This window comes from Phocaeicola abscessus CCUG 55929 (assembly GCF_000312445.1).
GTDB lineage: Bacteria > Bacteroidota > Bacteroidia > Bacteroidales > Bacteroidaceae > Phocaeicola > Phocaeicola abscessus.
Window position 1 is genome coordinate 309,777 of sequence record NZ_HE997183.1, and the last position, 22,934, is coordinate 332,710.

A 22,934-nucleotide genomic window follows, 5' to 3' on the forward strand; every position below is an offset into this window, starting at 1 on the left:
GGAGCGGAGTTATTGCTTTAAAGAAGATTCTATTTCCGTCAATTCGTTTTTAAAAGCTTTATCGACCTGCGCCTGATTCTCTACGATCCGACAGGAATGCAATACGGTCGCATGGTCTTTATTCCCTATGAGCAGGCCGATCTTCGCCGTAGAGCTATTGGTATGTTTCTTTGCCAAATACATGGCCACCTGGCGTACCTGCACCAATTCTCGCTTCCGACTCTTCGTGTGAACGACAGCTTCGTCCATTCCGTAATGGCTGCATACTTTTCGAAGGATCTGTTCGATGGTTATTTCCTTATTCACCATCTTCACCGCTTTATGGACAATCCGTTCGGCCAGACTCAAATCGATATCGCGCTTGAAAATGATGGATTGCGCAAGGAGCGAATTAAGGATTCCCTCCAGTTCGCGCACGCTCTCTTCCACATTCTCTGCAATATAGTGGATCACATTCTCAGGAATATCTAACCCGTCGCGACGTATCCTGTCGCGAAGGATATTTCTTCTCAATTCCAAGTCAGGCTTGTTCAGTTCCGCAACCAATCCCCATTTAAAGCGGGTCAAAAGACGGTCTTCCATGCCCTGAAGCATCGCAGGAGTCCGATCGGAAGTCATGACCAATTGTTTTCCGTTTTGGTGCAAGTGGTTAAAGATATGGAAAAACGTGTTTTGCGTTTGAGTCTTTCCGGCAAATTCCTGCACATCGTCCAGGATCAATACGTCTATACTCTGGTAGAAATTGATGAAATTATTCGCGTTGTTCGTACGTACGGCATCCGTATATTGGATTTGGAACAAATGGGCAGAGACGTACAAGACTCGTTTCTCCGGATACAGTTCTTTCATCCTCGTGCCGATAGCATTGACGAGATGGGTCTTACCCACTCCCGTAGGCCCGTACAGAAATAACGGATTGAACGTCTTGGCGGGATATTGCGCCACTGTCTCGCCGACGGTACGGGAAAATTCATTGCTGCTTCCTTTAATGAAGTTTTCGAAATTATAATTCGGATTCAAATGTGGATCCAAATCTTGCGGAACCGGAGCATTGAAAAGGTCCGGAGTTTTGTTCCCGTTTGTGACAGCTTTCGTCGATACGGCTATCGAACGGTCGCTTCCCGGAATATTTACGGTAATCCCGTTTGTCTTATCCGTCAACACATGATACATGAGTTTCGCATCTTCTCCGATTTCCTTGTACAAGGAACTGCGCAACAGATTCAAGAACTTATCATCCAAGTATTCGATAAAGAAAGGACTCGGGACGCCGATCGTCAGTGTCTTCCCTTCGCATTTCAACGGTATGATCGGTTTAAACCATGTATTGAAAGTCATCTCAGAAACATTATCTTTCATATACTTCAGACAGCGATTCCATAAGACGACATGCTCCTTTTCATTCATATTGATTTCTATTATAAAGCGAAACTTCTACTCTACAAATGTCGAAATCTTATTTCAGAAAAAAAAATCTTTTTTCCCTTGTAAATTAAAGAGGAATGATAAATCGTTTAATTTCAAACACTTAATGATATACCATAAAAAAGCGGATAAAAAAAAGATTGAATATCTTCAAAATAGCTGATATTTTGATATTTACATTTTCAGGAACCCGTTTATCTCCCTCCAAAATCATTTTATCGGGCCGAACGAAAAACCTTCTTAAATACTTTGGTATTAAAAGCTTCTTTCCTTATTCAAACCTCATCGTTATTTAGACAAATTCTATTTTAATAGTTTATTTGTCTTGTCTTTCTTTCCGAAAAGTGAAAAGTGAACGTATCGTTTCGGATGAGTTTTCAGATCTTCGAGCAGTGAAGCCGCATTAATAGCTGTCCGATTGAGATGCTGATAAATGGCATCGTCGTTCAGGAGCAAGCCTAAGCTGTTATCCCGTCTGGTGAGCTTCTCCGAAAGGAACCGAACGTTTGACAACGTAGAATCGACCTTGTGGAGCGTAGCTGCGTAATCGACCTCTTTCAAATTATCGGAGATGACTGCAAAATTATTCGCCACGGCAGACAATCGATCAGTCAGACGTGGAATATCGTTCGCCATCAAGGCATTTATCTTAGTCGTAGTGAGGGTCAGATTCGACGTCAGTCGACGTGCATTCTCGAATGTCGCCGGCAAGGCCGGATCGGACAGCAGTCGATTGAGCGAGGTCAATAACGTGTCGAGTTTCGACATGGTGGTCTTCAACTTAGGGATCATCTCCTCCGAAGCCATGGCCATCAAGCCCTTATTGGCTACGCCGGCAAGGGTATCGCCCGTAGCGTAGAACTCCGTTTTATTCGCTGCGTTCATCCAGACATTCATTTTGACCGTGCCCAACATTTCGGTAACCAATTCGGCATAACTGCCTTTAGGGATGCGCATGGCTTTATCCGTCTTCACTTCCACGATAATCTTCCCCAAGCGATCATAATCGAAATGAATGTCTCGAACCAACCCTATCTGGTAACCGTTGGCGAAAACCGGACTTGAAAGCGCGACACCCGCCACATCGTCGAAAGCCACATAGAAATGATTGGTCGACTTGAACAAATTAATGCCTTTCAGATAATTGATACCAAAGACCAGCATGCCTAATGCGGTAATCGTGAGGATCCCTATCTTGATTTCTTTTTTCATATCTTCTTACTGATTATTTTCTATTCTTTTTAAATTCGTTCATCGCTTCGTGCATATCCATTTTTTCATCGTTTCTGAAGGCAATGATGAACGAATCCTTAAATTTGACACGTACTTGTTTATATGTTTTATACACCTTATTATAATCTGTGTTCTCGCCATACGTATACTTATAGAGGCCGTCTTCTCGATAACAGTTCACGGGAGAAAGGCCTTTGAACTTCGCATCCTTAGGAGAAAGTTTCGTCGACGAGGCGTAGAACTGTATCTTAAACACCGGCTTGGCCGTATCCGAAGAAGCGCTTTGGCGAGACGACGGCGTCGGTTTCGTGTTCGCTGGTCGTACGTTCTGCTTTTCGGCAACGGTCTCAGATGCCGCCTCTGCATCGTGTTCGCATTTATAGTTGACAAAGGCCTTGTAGATACTGTGGGCCATGGCCGAAGTCCCTGCCTCCGACAGCAAATAATCCTCTTCGGCAGGCGTAGAGATATATCCGAGCTCAACCAAAACGCTGGGCATATACGTTTCACGCAAGACTAAGAAGCCTGCCTGGTGCACTCCTTTATCGATACGACGTGCAGAATGGCGGAACTGATGCTGGATCAGCGTGGCCAAGCGGACACTTTTCTTCATGTCTTTATCCTGCACGAACTCAAAAATGATATAACTCTCCGCAGAATTTGGATTGAATCCGGCATAACGCTGTTGGTAATCGTTCTCTATCAGGATAACGGAGTTTTCCCGTTTGGCCACTTCCAGGTTTTCGGCCGTACGGTGAAGCCCCAAGGTGTAAGTCTCGGCTCCCTGAATCGTACGTCCTTTTGCCACGGAATTAGTATGGACAGAGATGAACAAGTCGGCTTTAGCCTTATTGGCAACGGCAGCTCGCCCATCCAATGTGACGAACACGTCCTTCTTTCGTGTATAGATTACTTTAACCTCCTTACAATTCGTTTCGATCAGCTTCCCGACCTTCAACGCCACCTGCAAGTTGATATCTTTCTCCTTTCCTCTTTTTCCGATAGCGCCGGGGTCGTGTCCGCCATGTCCCGGGTCGATGACGACAATAAAATCCTTCGCTTCGGCAAATGCCCAGAAGAAAGGCGTTATCAGGCTGCAGAGACCGACGCACAAGCTGGTATATAGCTGTTTGAATTTCATACTTTTATGTGTGGCAAAGGTAATTATTTTAAATCAGAAAATTCGATTTATCTCTCAGATTTGTGATTTGCTCGCGCCCATCCGAACGTAAAAGGTGTAAAAACGACAGGCATTTAGCAGGATTCGAAGCAGTATTTGTCGATTTTGTTGTACCTTTGCATCCGCATTTGATACGGATCGGGTATGAAGCGAGAACGCACTTTCATTTATCATCTTATCGCTATCCTTGTAGTGATACTGTGGGGAACGACTTTCATCAGTTCGAAGGTTTTGTTGCAGCAGGGTTTGGATGCGCACGAGATTTTCTTCGTCCGCTTTTTGATAGCCTATGCATGTATATGGACGATTTCTCCGCACAAACTTTTCGCAGATACTTTCCGCGACGAATGTTTGCTGTTGCTCTTGGGTGTTACGGGTGGAACGCTTTATTTTATTACCGAAAATATCGCTCTGAAGTATACCTTAGTCAATAATGTGTCGTTCATCGTCTGTTCTTCGCCGTTGCTCGCCACCTTAATAGCCTTGTGCATTTATCGGGGAATGAAAGCTACTCCAATGCTGATCGGCGGCTCGATCGTGGCGTTGATCGGCGTAGGATTGGTCATCTTCAACGGACATTTCGTATTGAACTTGAATCCGATAGGAGACACGTTGGCTCTGACCGCTTCCTTGAGTTGGGCTGTTTACAGTCTGTTACTCAAAAAACTTTCCGACCGCTATCGTTCCGTATTCATTACCCGAAAAGTATTTTTCTACGGTCTCCTCACCGTCCTTCCGCTGTTTGTCGTTCGCCCATGGAATTTTCCCGTATCGGGTTTCTTCCGTCCGCAGGTTTTGTTCAATTTTTTATTCTTAGGCCTTATCGCTTCCTTTATTTGCTTTGCGGTGTGGAGCTATATCATTAAAAAGTTAGGAGCATTGCGCGCTACGAACTACATTTATCTGAATCCGATCAGTACGATGATCGCTTCCGCCGTTTTCTTGAGCGAACCGATGACGGTTATCTCGTTCTTGGGTTGCTTCTTGATCCTCTCCGGCGTATTTTTAGCGGGAAAAAACGTATCCGATGGAATCAAAAACCGCACCGTTGAGGTCAAAAATACTTCCGTTGAGATCAAAGATTCCGCCGTTTAGGTTGGAACCTTGTCAGCAGATTATCGGACGCCAACGACGGGATAAACAACCGCGTCGGTTTTATTCCGAACCTATCTGATGGAGGCGATCCCATCGGATAAGTTTGGATAACTACTTTATCGGAATATTAATTCTTCGACTTAAAAGAGGTCGTTTACCCGACCAGACTTTTGACGAGCTCCATGATCTCTTGTCCGATTTCGTCAGCGGCCTCCACCGTCGACGCTTCTGAATAAATCCGGATAATAGGTTCCGTATTGCTTTTACGAAGATGCACCCATTTATCGGGGAAATCAATCTTTACGCCGTCCGTATCGTCGATCTCCTCCTGTTTATACAGCGCCTTCACTTTCGAGAGAATAGCCTCCACATTCGTACCGGGAGCAAGATCTATTCGGTTCTTCGCCATGAAATACGACGGATAGGAAGCCCGGAGTTCGCTTACTCTCATCTGTTTCTTGGACAAATAGCTCAGAAAAAGTGCGATACCCACCAGTGCATCGCGTCCGTAATGACATTCCGGATAAATCACTCCTCCGTTGCCTTCTCCGCCGATCACGGCATGAGTTTCCTTCATCTTCGTCACCACGTTCACTTCGCCCACCGCTGCTGCCGCATACTCACCTCCGTATTTACGAGTCACATCGCGCAGCGCGCGCGTAGAGCTCAAATTGGAAACCGTATTGCCGGGCGTATGCTGAAGCACATAATCGGCTACAGTAACCAACGTATACTCCTCGCCGTACATTTTACCATCTTCGCAAATAATCGCCAGTCGGTCCACATCGGGATCACAAACAAAAGCGACATCATAACCGCCCTTAGTCATTAAGCCCATGATATCGCCTAGATTCTTTTCGAGCGGCTCGGGATTGTGTCGGAAATCGCCGGTAGGTTCGCCGTAGAGCGTCTTGACGGTCTTTACACCCAACCGTTCCAGCAATTCAGGTAAGATGATGCCTCCCACCGAATTGACGGTGTCCAACGCCACCCTAAAATTCGCTTTCCGGATGGCTGCTACATCCACGAGCTTTAAAGCAAGGACGCGGTCGATATGCTTCTGATCATAGGTGGAGTCTTCCCGATAATGCCCGATATGATCGACATCTGCGAATTCAAAATCTTCCGCTTCGGCAATCCGAAGCACTTCGTCGCCTTCTTCGCGATTCAAAAATTCTCCCTTTTCATTCAACAGTTTCAAGGCGTTCCATTGTCGGGGATTATGGCTCGCCGTAAGAATGATTCCGCCACAGGCTTCTTCCATGGTAACGGCCAGCTCGGTCGTCGGAGTAGTCGCAAGCCCTATATTCACCACGTCGAAGCCCATACCCATCAAGGTACCACATACGACGTTCTTCACCATTTCGCCGGAGATGCGGGCATCGCGACCTACGACGATTTTGTTCGTCGTCATGTGCGTATTCTTCCTCATCAGCGTCGCATAAGCTGAGGTAAACTTAACGATATCCAAGGGGTTCAAGCTTTCCCCTACCTGGCCACCGATCGTGCCGCGGATACCTGAAATAGATTTTATAAGTGTCATCGTCCTAATTGATAAGTTACTTCCAAATAACAGGGATAAACATAATTTTGAAACATCAGATTGTTTTGAGTATGCGGAATAATTATCCGAACTTTGGCTCTATCGCTCTTGAGTCGACCGGTTTTAATGTACCTGAAAGGGATCAACCAGCCTCCGGGAAGCGACGTTTCGCTATACTGCGCAAGCATCACGCCTGTCGTAAATTGCCCCGAAAAGCTCGTCCCGGATTTTTGAACGGTCATTTCGTCAGGATACAGGTCCGCCAGGTTGTAGCTATATAAGGAATCGATGCCGTTTTTATAAATGCGTGACAATTTATAGCGAGCCAATATTTCATGTCGACCGTCATCCATCAATTTGCCGTTCCCTCGCTCCACGATTTGCATATAGGCCCCGCTTCCTTTAAACAAAACAAATTCATTCGCCGATACGTCGGTAGCCGTATCCTTGGCCAAAAACTCTTCTTCGGAAATGATTTTTATATGTTGCAGATCGATGAAACGGTCAATAGCTTTTCGCTCGTCCTCTTTCAACTCCGCATACGTTTTATCCCTATTGCAAGCCTGAAATACCTGTCCTGCCAACAATAAAACGAACATTACGAATGTTATTCTCCACTTACTCATTTTCTTTTTAACTAAATCCTGCCAAAATTAGCAAATAGATCGATCAATCTCTCATCTGTTTCGTGCAATTATATTTAAATAACTATTTTTGGGCCAATAATAAATCCTGATATTTTACTAAAGCCTGTTTGAATAAAGTCAACGCATCGTCTAATTTCCCGTAATATTCTCCTCCCGAGGCATTCAAATGGCCGCCTCCGTTAAAAAATTCGGATGCCACTTTATTGCATGGAAAAGTTCCAACGGAACGAAGGGATATTTTTATCACCTCTTTTTCGGTATCTTCCCGAATAAAAGCGGAGAAAACAATATTCTTGATGGTCAAGGGAATATTCACAAAGCCTTCGGTATCTCCTTTGGCATAGTGGAAACGCTTTTGTTCGGCACGGTCTAAGTAGATCAAGGCTGCACGGAACCCCGGAAAAACATGCATCTTATGATAAAGCACATACCCTTGCAGACGTAAACGCCCTTCCGAATAAGTATTATAAACCTTGCGATAAATATCGTCTTTGTCAATTCCTTTCGAAAGCAATTCGCTGATAATAAAATAGATTTCCGGATCGTTGGAATTATAGGTAAATCCTCCGGTATCCGTCATCATCCCGCAATAGATACATTCCGCCGCCTCTTTCGTGATATCGTCGAACCCTCCCAACCGACAGATAAGGCGAAAGACCAGCTCGGAAGTCGAAGATGCTCCGGGATGAGAAACAGTGATCTGACAGAAATCTGCCGGGTTCAGATGATGATCAATCATGATCTTACGTGCATGCGCCGCATCTACGCCCGCTGCCATCGCATCGATCCGGGAAAGCTCATTGAAATCGAGGCAACATATCACATCTGCCTCGGCAATCAGCTTGTCGGCGAACTCCTTATACTTATCATACCGAATAATATCTTTAGCTCCCGACATCCAACGCAGAAAGTCGGGAAAAGCATTCGGAACGATAACATTCACCGTTTTTTCCTGCGATTCCAAATAATGTTGCAATCCCAATGCAGACCCGATAGCATCGCCGTCCGGCGAAACATGGGCGACGACGACGAAGCGATCCGCTTCCTCCAACCATCTCGCGAAACAATTTACATTTGCTTCTGAAATTAACCGTGATAACATCTTTATCTGTTTTTAAGGTGCGAATATACAATATTTTCGGGAATCATAAGTAAATTTGGAAAGAACCTTTTTCCGCGATATCAAATACGGGCAAGTTCAATTCGATGCATTCGGACTTCAATCTCTTCCTCCTGTATTCATTCATCGACGCATCCAAGACAATTTGCTTCGCATCGAATAATTTTCGTAAAGAGACCATATCCTCTTCAAAGCCTTTGCACAAATATAAAATATCCAAATCCAATGGATAATCCGTTTCCTTATTCTTCCAATAATCATCGTCGATTCTGCCGATCAGTTTTCCATGCCAGGAGATAAGTCCGTCGACAGTCCAGATATTCTCGTCCCGATAGTTTGCCGTTATCGCCTGCGGAGGCAATAAATGTCGCCGCCGCCAATACGACTTCGCAATATATCGAAACCTATCCTTTTGCATACCGGAAGAACCTACGACCAGATAAGATGACCCATCACGTTCGATCAGATGGATAGCCGGACAATTTCTCATATGATAGAATACGAGGGTCCGCTTCGCATCTCCATCCACCCCGCGCTGTAACAACAGGAAAGAGGAAGCCATAAAAACAGCGCCCAAAAAACGAATGAACAAGAGCCTTTTCCTATCGACCATATAAACGAAAGCAGAGACAATAAGAAGATATAACACCACCGTTCCGAACGAAGTGTAAAAAACGGACGAAACGGATGAATAAGGCAAACCGCTCACCCACTCCGCCGTTCCGGTCAATAAACGAATGGCATATTTTAATCCCGACACGAAAAGATCGGACAAAAGAGGTATGGGGAAGAAGGCAAGTGCAGCGGCCGCCAAATACATAATAACGGGAATTAACGGCGCTACGATCAAGTTTGTAAACAGGAAATAAACGGAAAAATTGGAGAAATAATGCATTACCAGAGGAACTATTCCCCATTGTGCGGTAACGGATAGGCAAATAACTCCCCAGAAATAACGGAGCAACCGGTTCTTCACCTGCAGCAAATTGAACAAAGGTCGATAAAACAGTAAGATGAAGAGCACCGCCATGAAAGACAATTGAAAGCTCACATCAAACAAATAAAACGGATTATAAAGAAGCATGAAGAATGCAGTGACAGCCAGGATGTTCAGATGCGATATGCTATTGTTTCGAATGTGTCCCAACTCTATCAGCATACACATCGTTACGGCCCGGACTATTGAAGCCGCCAAACCAGCGATGAAAGCATACCCCCACAAAATGGAAGTGATAAGCGCCCATTTTACGATCCGCCCGCCCGATCTTTTATCGAGAGGACGAAATAAAAAGGTTAGCAAAGCCCATAAGATTCCGACATGCAAACCTGATATGGCCAATACATGACTGATTCCGGCCACAGCGAAATCTTCACGCAATTCGTCTGTCAACGCTTCTTTGTAACCGATTGTCAAAGCAGAAAGTACGGCGAAATTGCCGTCTTCGTAGTGCCAACTTCGAAATAGTTCGACGATTCTTTGTCGAAAAACGAGCGCATGTTGTTTTAGCGATAAACCGTGACGAGAAGGCAACTTTTCCCATTTGCCGGAAACGACATATCCCGTCCCGCTCACTCCCTGTCTCAACAACCATTCGGCATAATCGAATTCATAAGGATTTCCCGCATTCTTCGGCCTTCTTATTTTAGCGCAGTAGAGCATTTCATCACCGGTCTTCAACGACAGAGAGGCGCTGTCTCTCACAATATGGAGCAATACTTTTCGGCGCTGGGTTTCCAAGAGACACGAAACCGTCTTTGCTTTTATTTCCGGGGGTTCGAGAACAAAACCTTTATAAACCTGATAATCCGGCCAATGAGAATCGGTTTGTTTCCATTTCAGCTGCGTAACCAAGCTGCCCGTTATCAACAGGAATGTATAGAGTACCCCGCCGAATAGCCATCGATACCGGTAGCCTTTCGTTCTCAGCAGGTAGATCAGAAAACCCAAAAGCAAGGTCAGCGCAATGCCATGAGCTTGCAAACATAGCCGAGAACGTAGGAAAATATCGGATAAAAAGATTCCGGTCGCCAAAGGAATCGTCAACCGGAGAATGGGATGAGAACTTAGAAGATTCATTCTTCGGCCTTCAGGTTTTTCAGCCGATGAATCATATCCGTCATATCCGGAGCTTTAAATATGGCATTTCCCGCCACGAGGACGTCAGCACCTGCATGCACCAATTGGCGACCGGTTTCTAAATTCACTCCGCCGTCTACTTCAATCAATGCTTTCGAATGCATACGTTCGATCAAGTCTTTCAGTTCTTTCACTTTCGTCAAAGTGTGTGGTATAAATTTCTGTCCTCCGAAGCCGGGATTCACGCTCATGAGCAAAACCATGTCGAGATCTTGAATGATATCCGATAACATCGCCACCGGCGTAGACGGGTTCAGCGTGATGGCCGCTTTCATTCCCGCCTCTTTGATTTGCTGTATCACCCGGTGGTGATGGATGCACGCTTCATAATGGACATTCATCGTCATCGCTCTCATTTCTTTCACTTCGTTCATAAACTTCTCCGGTTGCACAATCATCAAGTGGACGTCTAGGGGTTTTCGAGACAGCTCGGCAATACGTTTCATCACAGGGAAGCCGAAGGAGATGTTCGGTACGAATACGCCATCCATCACGTCAAGGTGCAGCCAGTCAGCTTCGCTTCGATTGATCGAATCGATATCGCGCTGCAAATTAGCGAAATCAGCAGCCAATAAGGAAGGGGAAATAAGAGGTTTCATAATCAGCCGGATTCAGTTTCCAAAAGCAAAAATAGCCCTATTTTCCTAAAAAACGAACAAATACCGTCTTTATTTTCCCAAATTCAATCGGAGGCCGAACTGCAGACGAAAGTTCGTCGGATGTTCTTTCCGAATGGTCTGAACATTGCTCCCGTCATCGAAATAGTAAGCGATTCCCGGCTCGGCGAAAATGCCCAATTCTTTAGTCAGCTTATACTGCGCTCCCACAGCTGCATCCACCGACCACTGCAATTCGCTTATACGAATATCGTCGCTCTTCTTTTTTATATGTTGCTCCTGCCCCATCACGTAGGTGGTTTTCAGCTCTCCAGAGGCGCACTTTTCAACCGCTCCGCCTACCGAAGCATAGACATCGAAATGTCGGTTCTTCCATATCGTTCGGCTAAACTTCAAAGGTATTCCTATGTAATGCAAACGTTGTTCCTGTTCATAGTAAACGGTTTCCTTGCCGGATTGCAATTCTGAAGAAAGCATGGTATAGAAAATGCCGGATTCGATCGCCCAAAGCCTATTCAATTCTACACGAACAGATACGCCCACGCTTACCGGCATCTTGTGTTTCACATTCGAATATACTTTTTCGGTTCCCAGATTATTCGCATAAATCATACTCGTAGCGGAATAGGCGGGACCTATGGGAGGCAATTCCCCCTCCGTCCCGGTTATCGAACCGATATGGACAGGATCCACTTGCCGACCGCCAGGGATCTTTTGCCCCGAGGAGAAACGCATATATCCGTCCGATACGGAGGAATAAGAACTCGACCTGTTAGCGGCGCTGATCCCGATCGCCCAATGGCTTCCCCCTCTGCTTCTGCGAGGATGACTCGAATAAGCGGTTGTCTTTTTCGAACGATTGAACGAATAAGTACGGTTACCCTCGGCCGATTTTACTGCCGGACGCCTTGCGGTTTCCTCTTCTCGATTATTCGTTGCGATCGTATCCGTCGATCCTCCTGCCGCAACGGGATAATCCTTATCCGTTGCCGAGGCCGACCAGGATTCTCCTCTCGCCCGACTTTCGTCCCGGCGCATCGCATCCCTCCTCACGGCTTCATCGTCGGGGAAGGCGGCAGCCAACCGGTCGATTGCCTTTTCCCTCGCGGCTGTCACTTCCTCTTGCGGCTGCGAGGATTCTTTCTCCGGACGGACTCGTTCTGACGTCACCGTACGTGCTTCTTCCATCATAACTGTCTTTCGACTGTTTTCTTCGTAAGAACGGAAGAACCAGACAGCCAACGACGATACCAGCAGTACCGCCACGGTGGCAGCAATCGCTTGCCATCGCTTCCACCACGGAACAAATTCGGGCTCATCCGAAGTATTCAGCTCTCTTTCCAACCGATCCCAAAGCTCTTCGGGAACAGGTTCGGAGTAACCTTTCATCCGTTTCCGCAATTGTTCTGTCCATTGATCCTGTTTCATGTTCTTATTGTACCCTTGTAATTTTTTATTCTTTTCATTAACAATATTCTTGCTCTGTAAAATTGGGAAGACGACGAATGTTCCGTGATTCCCAAGAGCGAAGCGATTTCCTTATGGCTTTTCTCCTCGAATACGTACAGATTGAATACAGTTCGGTAGCCGTTGGGAAGTTCTCGGATAAAGCTCATCAGCACATCTCTCGGTATCTGGTCGGGGTCCTCCTCTTCGTCGGGAAGATCTGGCAACTCTCTCGTGGGCATCTCCTCTTGCTGGAGGCGAGCTTCGTTCCGGATATGGCTCAAGGCCTCATTCGCTATCACTTTCGATAACCAAGCAAACAAAGATCCCTTCCCGCGAAACGTGAAATGGTGAATCGTGCGAAATATTTTCAGAAACCCATCGTGCAAAACATCTTCCGCCGATTCCCGTTCGCCGACATAACGGAGGCATATCGCCATCAACTGTCCGGCATAAAGGTCGTACAACTGTTTACGCGCCAGACTCTCGCCTCTGCCGCAACGTTCTGCCAATTCTATTTCGTTCATTACTAATGACACGTTCACTTAATTATAACGTAAGCCTTGCAAAAATACTGCACACCTTAAGAAACTTTTTTTCTTTAAGCTGTTTTAACTTTCCGTCGCGCAGTATTTCGAAAGATCGGGAATTTTTTAAAAAAAAAGAATCATGAAGCACCTCAATCACATAGGAATCATTCTCTGCTTGATAGGCGGACTGTCGTTTCACTCGTGCAGCAAATACGAGAACGATACGTACGGACGCGGAAACTCCTCAGACGGCTCTTCTTTCATCGAATTGGGCACCATCACGGCAATCGGCGGGAATAAGGAAATAACCGTCGAGGGGGATACGTACGGCACCTCGCATATCGCCAACAGCCGAATGCTGATTCAACAGAAGATCGATTCGATAGGGCAACGCGTCCTTTACCTTTACCGAATAGATGCCACCGGCAAACATCATAACGGCAAATATATCCATATTTACGAGATTCAGAAAGTGCTTACCAAGCAATTTCTCGTCACGGCCGAAAGCGGGCACTTGGGAAACGATCCGATCGGCATCGTCAACGCCTATGTCAGCGCCAATCATCTGAATATCAATTACAGCATCTACACCGGATTCATGGGAGGCAAAGCCGTCGCGCACGACATTCACGCGGCGATGAAACCCGACGCCGTGCTCACTCCCGAAGGTTACCTGCCCGTCGAACTCTTTCATCACGTCAACGGAGACGAGAGCGGCAAAGAGAGTCAAAGGTGGGCTTCGTTCGCTCTCAGCAGCGCGAGGCCCCTGTACGGCAGCAAAACAAAGGGATTTCTCCTTACCTACCCTACCTCGTCGGGAAAGGCGGTGAGGAAGATCGATATCAAACCGAATACCTCCCAAACACCTTGACAAAGTCTTCGATAAACCGCTATGGATGCCTAATCAACTAATGATGCAAGACTTTGAGAGCGAAGTTCCTGAGACAGGCCCTTCGCTCTTGCTATGTAGACGGTTCGTAATCTGGGAAAACTGAAATTATCTCCTAAGCGGATAAAAATTGTCTGCGCAGAGAATTTAAATTGTGTGCGCAGGGAATTAAAATTGTCTGCGCAGAGAATTTAAACAGTCTGCCCAGGGAATTTAAAGATATTCGGCAGGCTCGGGAAGAAGGCGGCAAGCAAGATGCACGCTTCCACCCGTTACTCCATCCGGAGAGGCCCTCCCGGGCGGAATCCCCGAAGGAAATCGCCGATTTCCATCCGGCGCTTTCCTGATAATTGGAGAGAGAGAATGTGCAGGTACCCGTCTTTCAAAGCGACTTTCAAGGAGGTTTTGTTATCGGTTTCAACGGTTCCGACTCCTGCGTCGACGGGGCCAAAGCGTTTCTCCACTTCGAAGATTTTCAACTCCTGCCGTTTATCGCCGGCACAGCATTCCGTCCAGGCGGCAGGATGAGGCGACAGCCCCCGGATAAAATCGTAAACGTGCTTCACTCCTCCGCTCCAGTCGATGCGACAGGTCTCTTTGAAAAGCTTCGGCGCCGGTTTCAGTTCCGCCACGCCCGGCTGCATTTGGGGAATGGGTACGGCCGTATCGGCGAGGATTGCGTCGACGGTTTCCACGACCAGTTCGCCGCCCAAGACCATCAATCGGTCGTGAACGATTCCCGCATTATCCGTGTCGGCAATGGGAACGCGCACTTGCCGGATGATTTCGCCCGTATCGATCTCGTGCTTCAAAAAGAAGGTAGTAAGGCCTGTTTCTTTTTCGCCGTTGATAATCGCCCAGTTGATGGGGGCCGCCCCGCGATACTGCGGCAACAGGGAAGCGTGCAGGTTGAAAGTGCCCAAGCGGGGCATCTTCCAGACGATTTCGGGCAACATCCGGAAGGCGACGACGATCTGCAAGTCGGCTTCCAACGCTCGAAGCACCGCGATGAAAGTTTCGCTTTTCAGCTTTTCGGGTTGCAATACCTTCAGTCCTCGGGCGAGCGCATATCGTTTGACGGGGCTCGCCTGAAGTATGCTGCCGTGTCGCCCGACCGGCTTGTCGGGCATCGTAACCACCCCGACGATGTGATATCCGCCTTCTACCAAACGGCGCAAGCCCTCGACGGCAAAATCGGGAGTTCCCATGTAAACGATTCGCAGCGCTTTCTTTTCCATCTTTTCAATCTTCAGAAAAATCGACCAACACTTGCCGATAGGCGTCGAAGACTTCCGACTTAGAGACAAACCCTTCGTAGGTGCCGTCTTCTTTGACTACTGGCAAGTTCCATGCCTTCGTATCATCGAACTTCTTCATCACCGTCTTCATGGAATCGCTGACGATGACCCGCGCGGGCGGCGAAATCATGAATCGCTCTACCTTGAAGCGGCGATACAGTTCTTGTCGGAACATAATGTTCCGGATATCGTCCATGACGACGATGCCCAACAACTTATCATTCGCATCTACCACAGGGAACAGATCCCGCTTCGCCCGCGATATGACCTGCACCATCTGCCCGAGATCCATGTCGGGCGAAACTTTCAGGAAATCAGTCTCCACCACGCTGTCTATATTCATTAAGGTGAGGACGGCCTTATCCTTATGATGAGTAAGCAGTTCACCCTTTTTGGCCAAGCGTATGGCATAGATGCTTTGAGGCTGGAACGCCCGATTGGTCAGATAGGCCGTTGCCGACACGATCATCAGCGGCAGAAACAAATCATAACCCCCGGTCAGCTCCGCAATCAGGAAGGTGCTGGTCAGCGGCGCATGCATCACGCCGGTCATGATCCCCGCCATGCCGTACAACGTATAATTCTGTTCCGGCGTAAACGGACCGATATTGAATTGGTTACAGAAATGCGCGAAGATGAAACCGGCGATAGCGCCCAAGAATAAGCTCGGAGCGAATAAACCGCCGCAGCCTCCCGCCCCGTTCGTCGCACTGGAAGCAAAAACTTTCAAAAGCACGACCAAAGCTAAATAAATAAGCAGTATATGATCGATTCCATAGAAGAGCGAATTATTCATCACCATATCCCAATCCGCCTCCGACTTGCCTTTCATCAACAAGCCTATCGTCTCATATCCTTCCCCGTATAACGAGGGAAAAAAGAAAATCAACAGGCTTAAGGTAACGCTGCCAATAACGAATTTGGCATACGGATTGGAATAACGGCGAAACACATTCTCGCACCGATCCATCATTTTCGTGAAATAGACGGAGATAAGCCCGCAGACGATCCCCAAGACGATCACCGAAGGAATTCGACTCAATATAAACGGTTCGTTCAGATGAAACTCGAAAAGAGCCTGCGAACCCATCGATAAATAAGAGACGATAGCGGCGGTTACGCTCGTTACCAATAACGGCAACAGAGAGCTCATCGTCAAATCGATCATCAACACTTCCAAGACAAACAAGAGTCCGGCAATAGGCGCTTTGTAAATCCCTGCGATGGCTCCCGCCGCACCGCATCCCACCAGGATCATCAGCGTCTTGCGGTCTAACTTGAACAAACTTCCCAAATTGGAACCTATCGCCGAACCTGTCAACACGATCGGCGACTCGGCGCCGACGGATCCGCCGAAGCCGATGGTTATCGCGCTGGCGATCAGCGACGACCAGGTGTTATGCCGTTTGATACGGCTCTTACGACGGGAGATGGCATACAGAATCTTCGTCACTCCGTGACTGATGTCATCCTTTACCACATAACGGATGAACAAACTCGTCAGGAAGATGCCGATCACAGGATAGACCAAGTACAGCAAGTTACCGCCCGTGATATCGAAGTTCCGTGTCAAGAGCTGTTCTATCCACTCGATCAACATTTTCAGGAAGCGGGCTGTCAACGCGGTGAGAATCCCGACTAATATGCTGAGGAACAATATAAATTGCTTCTCACTGATATGTTTCTCACGCCAAAGGATAAAGCGCTGTAATAGGCTTTGTCTTTCCGGAATAGGTTCCATCGGTTACTTACTGTCTAATGATTCTTACCAATCCTCCTTGCCCTACTTTCACGATTCCGGACGGTTTCGGTCGTCCTTTCTCTTTCTGCCGATAATTCACGATATAGTCCACCGCATTCTTCACCTCTTCACTGATCTCTTCAAAGATAGCCGGAGCAGGTTCGCCGCTGATATTTGCAGACGTAGAAACGATCGCTTTCCGAAAACGATAACACAATTCGTTCGAAAATAATTCCTTAGTAATCCGGATCCCTACGCTTCCGTCTTCGGCAATCAGGTTTTCCGCCAAGTTACGCGCTCCGTCGTAAATAAGGGTCAAGGGTTGGGTGGCGTAGTCTATCAAGTCCCATGCGACAGCGGGAACGTCTTTCACATAGAAATTTACTTTCACTTCGCTGTCGACTAATATGAGCATGGCTTTACCATCCGACCGTTGCTTCAATTCGTAGATTTTCTTGACCGCCTCCGCATTCGTGGCATCGCAGCCGATGCCCCAAACCGTATCCGTGGGGTAAAGAATAATACCTCCCTCCTCCATCACTTCGCACGCTTTCTTTACTTCCGCCTGAATAGTTTTGCTGACGAACGGGCGTTTATTCGGTTCCGGTCGTCTTTCTGCGGTATCTGTTATATCTTTTTTACACTTCTTTAAGCTCATATCAAAATAAGTTATCATTTTCTTCGAAACGTAGTCTACGATCTCGATCATATCCTTTGTCATCGTTTTAAAGTTACAAAGTTAATCAATTATTCTTTCATGTTTGTCGTTTATCGGAATTTGATTTAAATAACAGCCCGTTTAGGCGCTGGCTTTTCGTTCATAAACAAAAAACATACTCATTTATTTTTCTTCTTCCGCTAATAAATCGAAAAAAAGCTATACTTTTGCCCAAATCTTTTTATTAATTACGCTTTAATTGCTATGATATTTTATTATAACCTTAAAGTTTAATAAAAAAGTAACCATTTTTAATACCATATTATCGATAATAATTTTAAAGTAATATAAACTCAGTATTCATTTAAAAACTTTCTTATGACAAAAAAACGATTACCTTTTCCTTTCCGTATCGGACGAGGAATAAAGCTGTCAATAGTTGCCGGGATAGGATTGTTATCTCTTCCTCCGCAATTTGCAATGGCCGGATTTAGTAACGGACAAGGTGTTGCAGTAATACAACAGAACGGTTTAGTGCGCGGTACAGTAGTAGACGAATCAGGCGATCCGCTGATCGGCGTATCGGTGTTGGTAAAAGGGAGTACGACGGGAACGGTTACCGACACGGACGGGAATTTCGTTCTTGAAGTTTCCAACGGTAAAACGCTGGAAATCTCTTATGTGGGTTATCTGACTCAAAATGTCAGAGTAACGGGCTCTGTCCTGCGGATTGTCCTGAAAGAGGATATGCAAAATTTAGAAGAAGTGGTGGTGGTGGGTTACGGTACGCAGAAAAAAGCCAATTTGACCGGCGCCGTGGCTAACGTAAACAACAAGCTTTTAGACAACCGTCCGCTGACCAACCTGTCTTCCGGTTTGGCCGGTTTGCTTCCGGGCGTTCAGGTTACTCAAACCTCCGGGCAACCGGGACAAGACGTCGGCAAGATCAATATCCGCGGTGTCGGAACCATGAACAATGCCACTCCCATGGTCATCATCGACGGGGTGGAAGGTTCGTTGAACGACGTCAACCCGAACGATGTAGAAAGCATCTCCGTATTGAAGGATGCCGCCTCGTCGGCCATCTATGGATCCAAGGCCGCCAACGGCGTTATCCTCGTGACCACCAAACGTGGTAAAGCAGGTAAGATTACCGTTAACTACGCAGGGTTGGTAGGTTCGACAAGGGCGACCGATACTCCGAAATATTTCTCCTCCGCCGAAATTGCAGAAAAATGGAATGAGGTACGGAAATACGAAGGTATTTACGACCCGATCTATACAGCCGAGCAGATCGAGAAATACCGTAACGGATCGGATCCTGAAAATTATCCCAATACCGATTGGTTGGGCTTGCTCTATCGGACTTCTCTCCAGACTTCTCACAACGTGACCGTATCGGGCGGCGATGAAAAAGCTCGCTATTTGGCATCGGTCGGCTATCTGTATCAGGACGGTATCGTGAGAGATTACAACAAAAATCAGTACAGCGGCCGTTTGAACGTAGACATTCATCCGACCAAGAATCTGGAGACGTCGTGGAGCTTGTCGTACATGCGCCAGGATGTCATGGAACCGCTTCCGGCCTACCAAACTACCGGTAGCGATAGAGACTCATTCGCTTCGACCAACTCGGTATACCAGATTTTCCGTTTGATAGCCCGTATCTCGCCGATGGTCGTCAACCGATATGCCGACGGCTCGTACGGTTCCGTCTCCGACGGCAACCCTATCGCCTGGATCGATTCGGACGCCAACGCCATGCGCCGGACGACCAATCTGCTGGCAATGGGTTCGGCCAAGTATTACATCTTGCCGGAATTGTCGGTAAAGGGCACGTTCGCTTACAACGAGCATAACTACAGCCGTACCGACCACGCTATTCAGGCGAAATATCGTTCGGGCGTTCAGGGAACCACGTTCGCTGCGCAGCGTTATTCCAACTACGACCGCATCACCTTCGACGCGACTCCGGAATACAAGAAGTCGTTCGGTATGCATAACCTGGATGCGTTGGCGGGTTTCCACTCCGAGATTTACAAATACCGTTACACCTACGCATACCGCGAGGGGATGGCCAACGATATCGTCACGGATATCAACGCCGGTTCTTCCGCTACGGCGAAGGCCGAAGGTTATACGCGAGAGCTGTCCATGCTCTCCTGGTTCGGCCGCATCTCATACGATTATGCCGGCAAGTATTTATTCGAAATCAACGCCCGTTACGACGGTTCATCCCGTTTCCAAAAAGAGAACCGGTGGGGTTTCTTCCCGTCCGTATCCGCCGGATGGCGCATCTCGGAAGAGCCGTTCTGGAAAGGTTTGAAAGGCGTGGTCTCCAACATGAAGATTCGGGCATCCTGGGGGAAGCTGGGTAATCAGGATTTGGGTTCGTTAGGCAGTCAGGATTTGGGTTCCTACTATCCTACGATCTCAACCATGTCGTTAGGTTACGGATATACGTTTGGCGGCAATTACTACAATGGCGCCTTGACTTATTACGCCGTCAATCCAAACTTGAAATGGGAGGCGACTACCACTTGGGGAATCGGTTTGGATGCCAACATCGGTAAATTCGATATCGTTTTCGATTACTACCACAAGACGACCAACGGCATCCTGATGTCTGTGAATACGCCTATCACCTATGCGTTGAGCAGCTATTACGACAATATCGGCAAGGTTCGCAACAGCGGCATCGAGTTGGCTTTGAGCTATCGCAACAAATTCCACGAAGTGGACGTGGAAGTAGGCGCCAACGTGGCATATAACAAGAATAAGATCCTCGACTTGGGTACGAACAACGACGGCACGCCGATCGAATGGCGGAACCCCGGATACGATCAGATTACGACCCGCAACTGGATCGGGCACCGCATGAACTCGTTCTACGGTTACAAAACCGCCGGCTATTTCCAGACACAGGAAGAATTGAATACCTGGCCGGTAGACGAGGAAGACAAGCACACGCGTCGGTTGGGCGATGTGAAATACGTCGATTTGAATCACGACGGCAAGATCAACGCCAAAGACCGTACCGTCTTAGGCTCGTTAGATCCGAGCTGGACCTTCGGTTTCCACCTGAACGTTTCGTACAGGCGTTTCGATCTGATCGCTTTCTTCCAGGGGGCGGCCGATGTGTACCGAACCATCGGCGAGGGTCTGGGCAGCCTGAGCGCTTCGACTTCGAAACTTCACAAACTATGGAAAGATTCCTGGACCCCGGAGAACACGGGCGCCAAGTATCCCCGTTTGGTAGAAGACGGCTATAACAACCGCCGCGATGCCAAGCCGTGGATCATGAACGCCTCTTACGTGCGAATGAAAGATTTGCAGATCGGCTATGCCCTGCCTCTAAACATGGTGAAAGCCGCCGGCATAGAACGCGCCAGAATCTATTACAGCGGCCAGAACTTATTCACGATTTCGGATATGATCGACGGTTACGATCCCGAAACGCCTTCGGGACGCGGCAACGGTTATCCGCAGACTATCGTTCATTCGATCGGCGTCAATATTACTTTCTAACTTCAAAATACTATCCATATGAAAAAAATAATCGTTAGTTTTATCATGTCGTCGGCGCTTTTGTTCTCGAGTTGCTCCGACTTCTTGGACAGGGCTCCGAAAGATGCTTTATCTCCATCGACCTTCTGGACATCGGAAAGCGATGCCGAACTGGCTTTGACCGGCTGCTATCATTATCTGGAATCGATTTTGGGCGGCTACAATATGATTTACTGGGATTGCACCTCCGATAATTACTTCAATAATTTCTCTTGGGAAGGATATAAGACGCTGCAAGACGGCAACAATACCTCTACGAGTACCGGTACCAGTTTCTTCCGTTTTTTGGATATCCGCGCATGTAACGAATACCTGGAGAACGAAGCTAAAATACAATGGACTTCGACGGAGAAACAAAATCAGTACAAAGCCGAGATCCGCGCCATCCGCGCCTTCCTCTTCTTCTGGAAGAGCGAGCTTTACGGCGATTATCCGCTGATTACGAAAGTGCTGCCTTCGCCGCAAGAATCGATGGTCTCAAGAGATCCGGTGGCTTCCGTCCGCTCGTTCTTCGTTTCCGAACTGAAAGACTGCATCCAGTACTTGCCCGATAAGAACAATTCGATGCAGGGACGTTTCAACAAACAGTTCGTACAGGGTTTGCTGATGCGTTATTACCTGTACCGCAGCGATTATGCCAACGCCTACACGTATGCCGACGCCATTCGCAAAAGCGGGCAGGTGAGCATGCCTTCCACCAGCTATGCGGAGTGTTTCCTCACTGCCAACCAATACGACTCGGAAACCATCCTGACGCATTCCTACATCGCCAAATCGAACATGGATCTTTACGACCCTCCGTTCTTGGCCAACGGTATAGGCGGCTGGTCGTCCGTAGTACCGACGTGCGACCTGGTCGACGCCTTCGAGTGCACCGACGGGAAAACGATCGGCGAATCGCCGCTGTACGATCCGACCGATCCTTTCGCTCATCGCGACCCCCGTTTGCGGGCTTCCGTCGTATATTCGGGTCAACCTTATTCCGGCTATGCCACGTATTATAACAGCATGGTTGCCGGCACGGACGATTACTGGTCGAAAGCCGACAACGCTTCCAAAACCGGCCTACAACTGGGCAAGTATTTCCAGGCGGCGAACATCGATCCTTCAGACATATCGAGCACTACGCTCCATTTCAAAGTAATGCGTTATGCCGAAGTCTTGCTTACCATCGCAGAGTGCGACATCGAAGAGAACCGCAACCTGTCCGAAGCCGTAGCATGCATCAATACGATTCGGCGCCGAGCCGGAATGCCAGAGGTGGAAGCTTCTATCGTCAACGACCAAAGCAAATTGCGCGAACTGGTTCGCCGAGAACGTCGGGTAGAGTTGAACGGCGAAGGATTGCGTCGGGCCGACATGGTTCGCTGGGGAACGATTACCGATATCCTGTCGAAATTTAAAATCGAACACATGGAGGGAGAAGTCCTCTCAGAACAACGCGAAAACGGAGATCATAAAGTGAAGATCACAGGCCGCACGACGACCTACAGCAATTACAACTTCACGAAAAACAATATTTTATTGCCCATTTACAATAATTACATCGAAATCAATCCGAATTTAGCTCCGAATAATCCGGGATATTGATCTGCGTTCCTCTTCGAAGCGTTTAAATCTTACCCAAGCGGAGGAAATTTCCTCCGCTTGGGTAAGTTGCATTATCGGCAGCGCCTAAAACGGATTTTAGCTCCCGCTGAGCGGATCGGCAGCACCTAAAATGGATTTTAGCTCCCGCTGAGCGGATCGACAGCGCCTAAAACGGATTTTAGCTCCCGCTGAGCGGATCGGCAGCACCTAAAATGGAT

Annotated in this window: 17 protein-coding genes; 4 read left to right on the forward strand and 13 right to left on the reverse strand. The window is 47.5% G+C overall.

From position 1 onward, the window contains the following. Positions 1-9: 9 nt before the first annotated feature. The 3 genes from dnaA to BN102_RS05355 all read right to left on the reverse strand — a co-directional run bounded on the left by dnaA (position 10) and on the right by BN102_RS05355 (position 3,799). Positions 10-1,407 (reverse strand): chromosomal replication initiator protein DnaA, encoded by a 1,398-nt coding sequence (gene dnaA / locus BN102_RS05340; protein ID WP_019208071.1) that lies wholly within the window; start codon positions 1,405-1,407, stop codon positions 10-12. A gap of 321 nt (positions 1,408-1,728) precedes the next feature. Next, complete coding sequence (locus BN102_RS05350; protein ID WP_019208073.1) at positions 1,729-2,637, reverse strand: MlaD family protein; 909 nt, start codon at positions 2,635-2,637, stop codon at positions 1,729-1,731. A 13-nt stretch (positions 2,638-2,650) separates the two neighbouring features. Then, positions 2,651-3,799, reverse strand: coding sequence for an N-acetylmuramoyl-L-alanine amidase family protein (locus tag BN102_RS05355; protein ID WP_019208074.1), 1,149 nt, complete (start codon positions 3,797-3,799; stop codon positions 2,651-2,653). Positions 3,800-3,982: 183 nt separating this feature from the next. On the opposite strand from BN102_RS05355, the gene BN102_RS05360 reads away from it, so the two are divergent. Further along, positions 3,983-4,933: a DMT family transporter gene (locus BN102_RS05360; protein ID WP_019208075.1), complete on the forward strand. Its 951-nt coding sequence runs from the start codon at positions 3,983-3,985 to the stop codon at positions 4,931-4,933. 154 nt (positions 4,934-5,087) lie between these two features. On the opposite strand, the gene glmM is transcribed toward BN102_RS05360, so the two are convergent. The 7 genes from glmM to BN102_RS05395 form a co-directional block, all read right to left on the reverse strand. Beyond that, the gene (gene glmM, locus BN102_RS05365) at positions 5,088-6,476 is read right to left on the reverse strand and encodes a phosphoglucosamine mutase (protein ID WP_019208076.1); all 1,389 of its coding nucleotides are present in this window, start codon (positions 6,474-6,476) and stop codon (positions 5,088-5,090) included. Continuing rightward, positions 6,473-7,102, reverse strand: a complete 630-nt coding sequence (bamK, locus tag BN102_RS05370) for a BamK family beta-barrel-assembly machinery protein (protein WP_035455967.1) — start codon at positions 7,100-7,102, stop codon at positions 6,473-6,475. The genes glmM and bamK overlap by 4 nt, the downstream gene beginning before the upstream one ends. A gap of 82 nt (positions 7,103-7,184) precedes the next feature. After that, a complete protein-coding gene (locus BN102_RS05375; protein ID WP_021311437.1) occupies positions 7,185-8,225 on the reverse strand; it encodes a DHH family phosphoesterase in 1,041 nt (346 codons plus the stop codon). Between the two features lie 43 nt (positions 8,226-8,268). Further along, on the reverse strand, positions 8,269-10,320 hold the full coding sequence (locus BN102_RS05380) for a ComEC/Rec2 family competence protein (RefSeq protein ID WP_019208079.1): 2,052 nt from the start codon (positions 10,318-10,320) through the stop codon (positions 8,269-8,271). Beyond that, complete coding sequence (rpe, locus tag BN102_RS05385; RefSeq protein ID WP_035455964.1) at positions 10,317-10,982, reverse strand: ribulose-phosphate 3-epimerase; 666 nt, start codon at positions 10,980-10,982, stop codon at positions 10,317-10,319. Before rpe ends, BN102_RS05380 begins: the two co-directional genes overlap by 4 nt. A 66-nt stretch (positions 10,983-11,048) precedes the next feature. Further along, positions 11,049-12,425 carry an outer membrane beta-barrel protein gene (locus BN102_RS10540; RefSeq protein ID WP_019208081.1) on the reverse strand — a complete coding sequence of 459 codons (1,377 nt, stop codon included), beginning with the start codon at positions 12,423-12,425 and terminating at the stop codon, positions 11,049-11,051. Next, a complete protein-coding gene (locus BN102_RS05395) occupies positions 12,422-12,970 on the reverse strand; it encodes an RNA polymerase sigma factor (protein ID WP_021311429.1) in 549 nt (182 codons plus the stop codon). The genes BN102_RS10540 and BN102_RS05395 overlap by 4 nt, the downstream gene beginning before the upstream one ends. A gap of 142 nt (positions 12,971-13,112) precedes the next feature. On the opposite strand from BN102_RS05395, the gene BN102_RS05400 reads away from it, so the two are divergent. After that, entirely contained in the window at positions 13,113-13,844 is a 732-nt protein-coding gene (locus tag BN102_RS05400; protein ID WP_019208083.1) for a NigD1/NigD2 family lipoprotein, read from the forward strand. A gap of 290 nt (positions 13,845-14,134) precedes the next feature. Here BN102_RS05400 and fmt read toward each other — a convergent pair whose 3' ends face one another. From fmt to BN102_RS05415, 3 genes are read right to left on the reverse strand one after another with little or no spacing between them, the layout of a single operon-like run. Next, entirely contained in the window at positions 14,135-15,100 is a 966-nt protein-coding gene (gene fmt, locus BN102_RS05405) for a methionyl-tRNA formyltransferase (RefSeq protein ID WP_019208084.1), read from the reverse strand. Between the two features lie 4 nt (positions 15,101-15,104). Next, positions 15,105-16,901, reverse strand: a complete 1,797-nt coding sequence (locus tag BN102_RS05410) for a chloride channel protein (protein ID WP_019208085.1) — start codon at positions 16,899-16,901, stop codon at positions 15,105-15,107. Between the two features lie 7 nt (positions 16,902-16,908). Further along, positions 16,909-17,610 carry an L-threonylcarbamoyladenylate synthase gene (locus BN102_RS05415; RefSeq protein ID WP_019208086.1) on the reverse strand — a complete coding sequence of 234 codons (702 nt, stop codon included), beginning with the start codon at positions 17,608-17,610 and terminating at the stop codon, positions 16,909-16,911. A 327-nt stretch (positions 17,611-17,937) separates the two neighbouring features. Between BN102_RS05415 and BN102_RS05420 the strand changes: the two genes are divergently transcribed. Then, positions 17,938-21,087, forward strand: a complete 3,150-nt coding sequence (locus tag BN102_RS05420) for a SusC/RagA family TonB-linked outer membrane protein (RefSeq protein ID WP_083867203.1) — start codon at positions 17,938-17,940, stop codon at positions 21,085-21,087. A gap of 18 nt (positions 21,088-21,105) precedes the next feature. Then, positions 21,106-22,716 (forward strand): RagB/SusD family nutrient uptake outer membrane protein, encoded by a 1,611-nt coding sequence (locus BN102_RS05425; RefSeq protein WP_083867204.1) that lies wholly within the window; start codon positions 21,106-21,108, stop codon positions 22,714-22,716. Positions 22,717-22,934 lie beyond the last annotated feature (218 nt).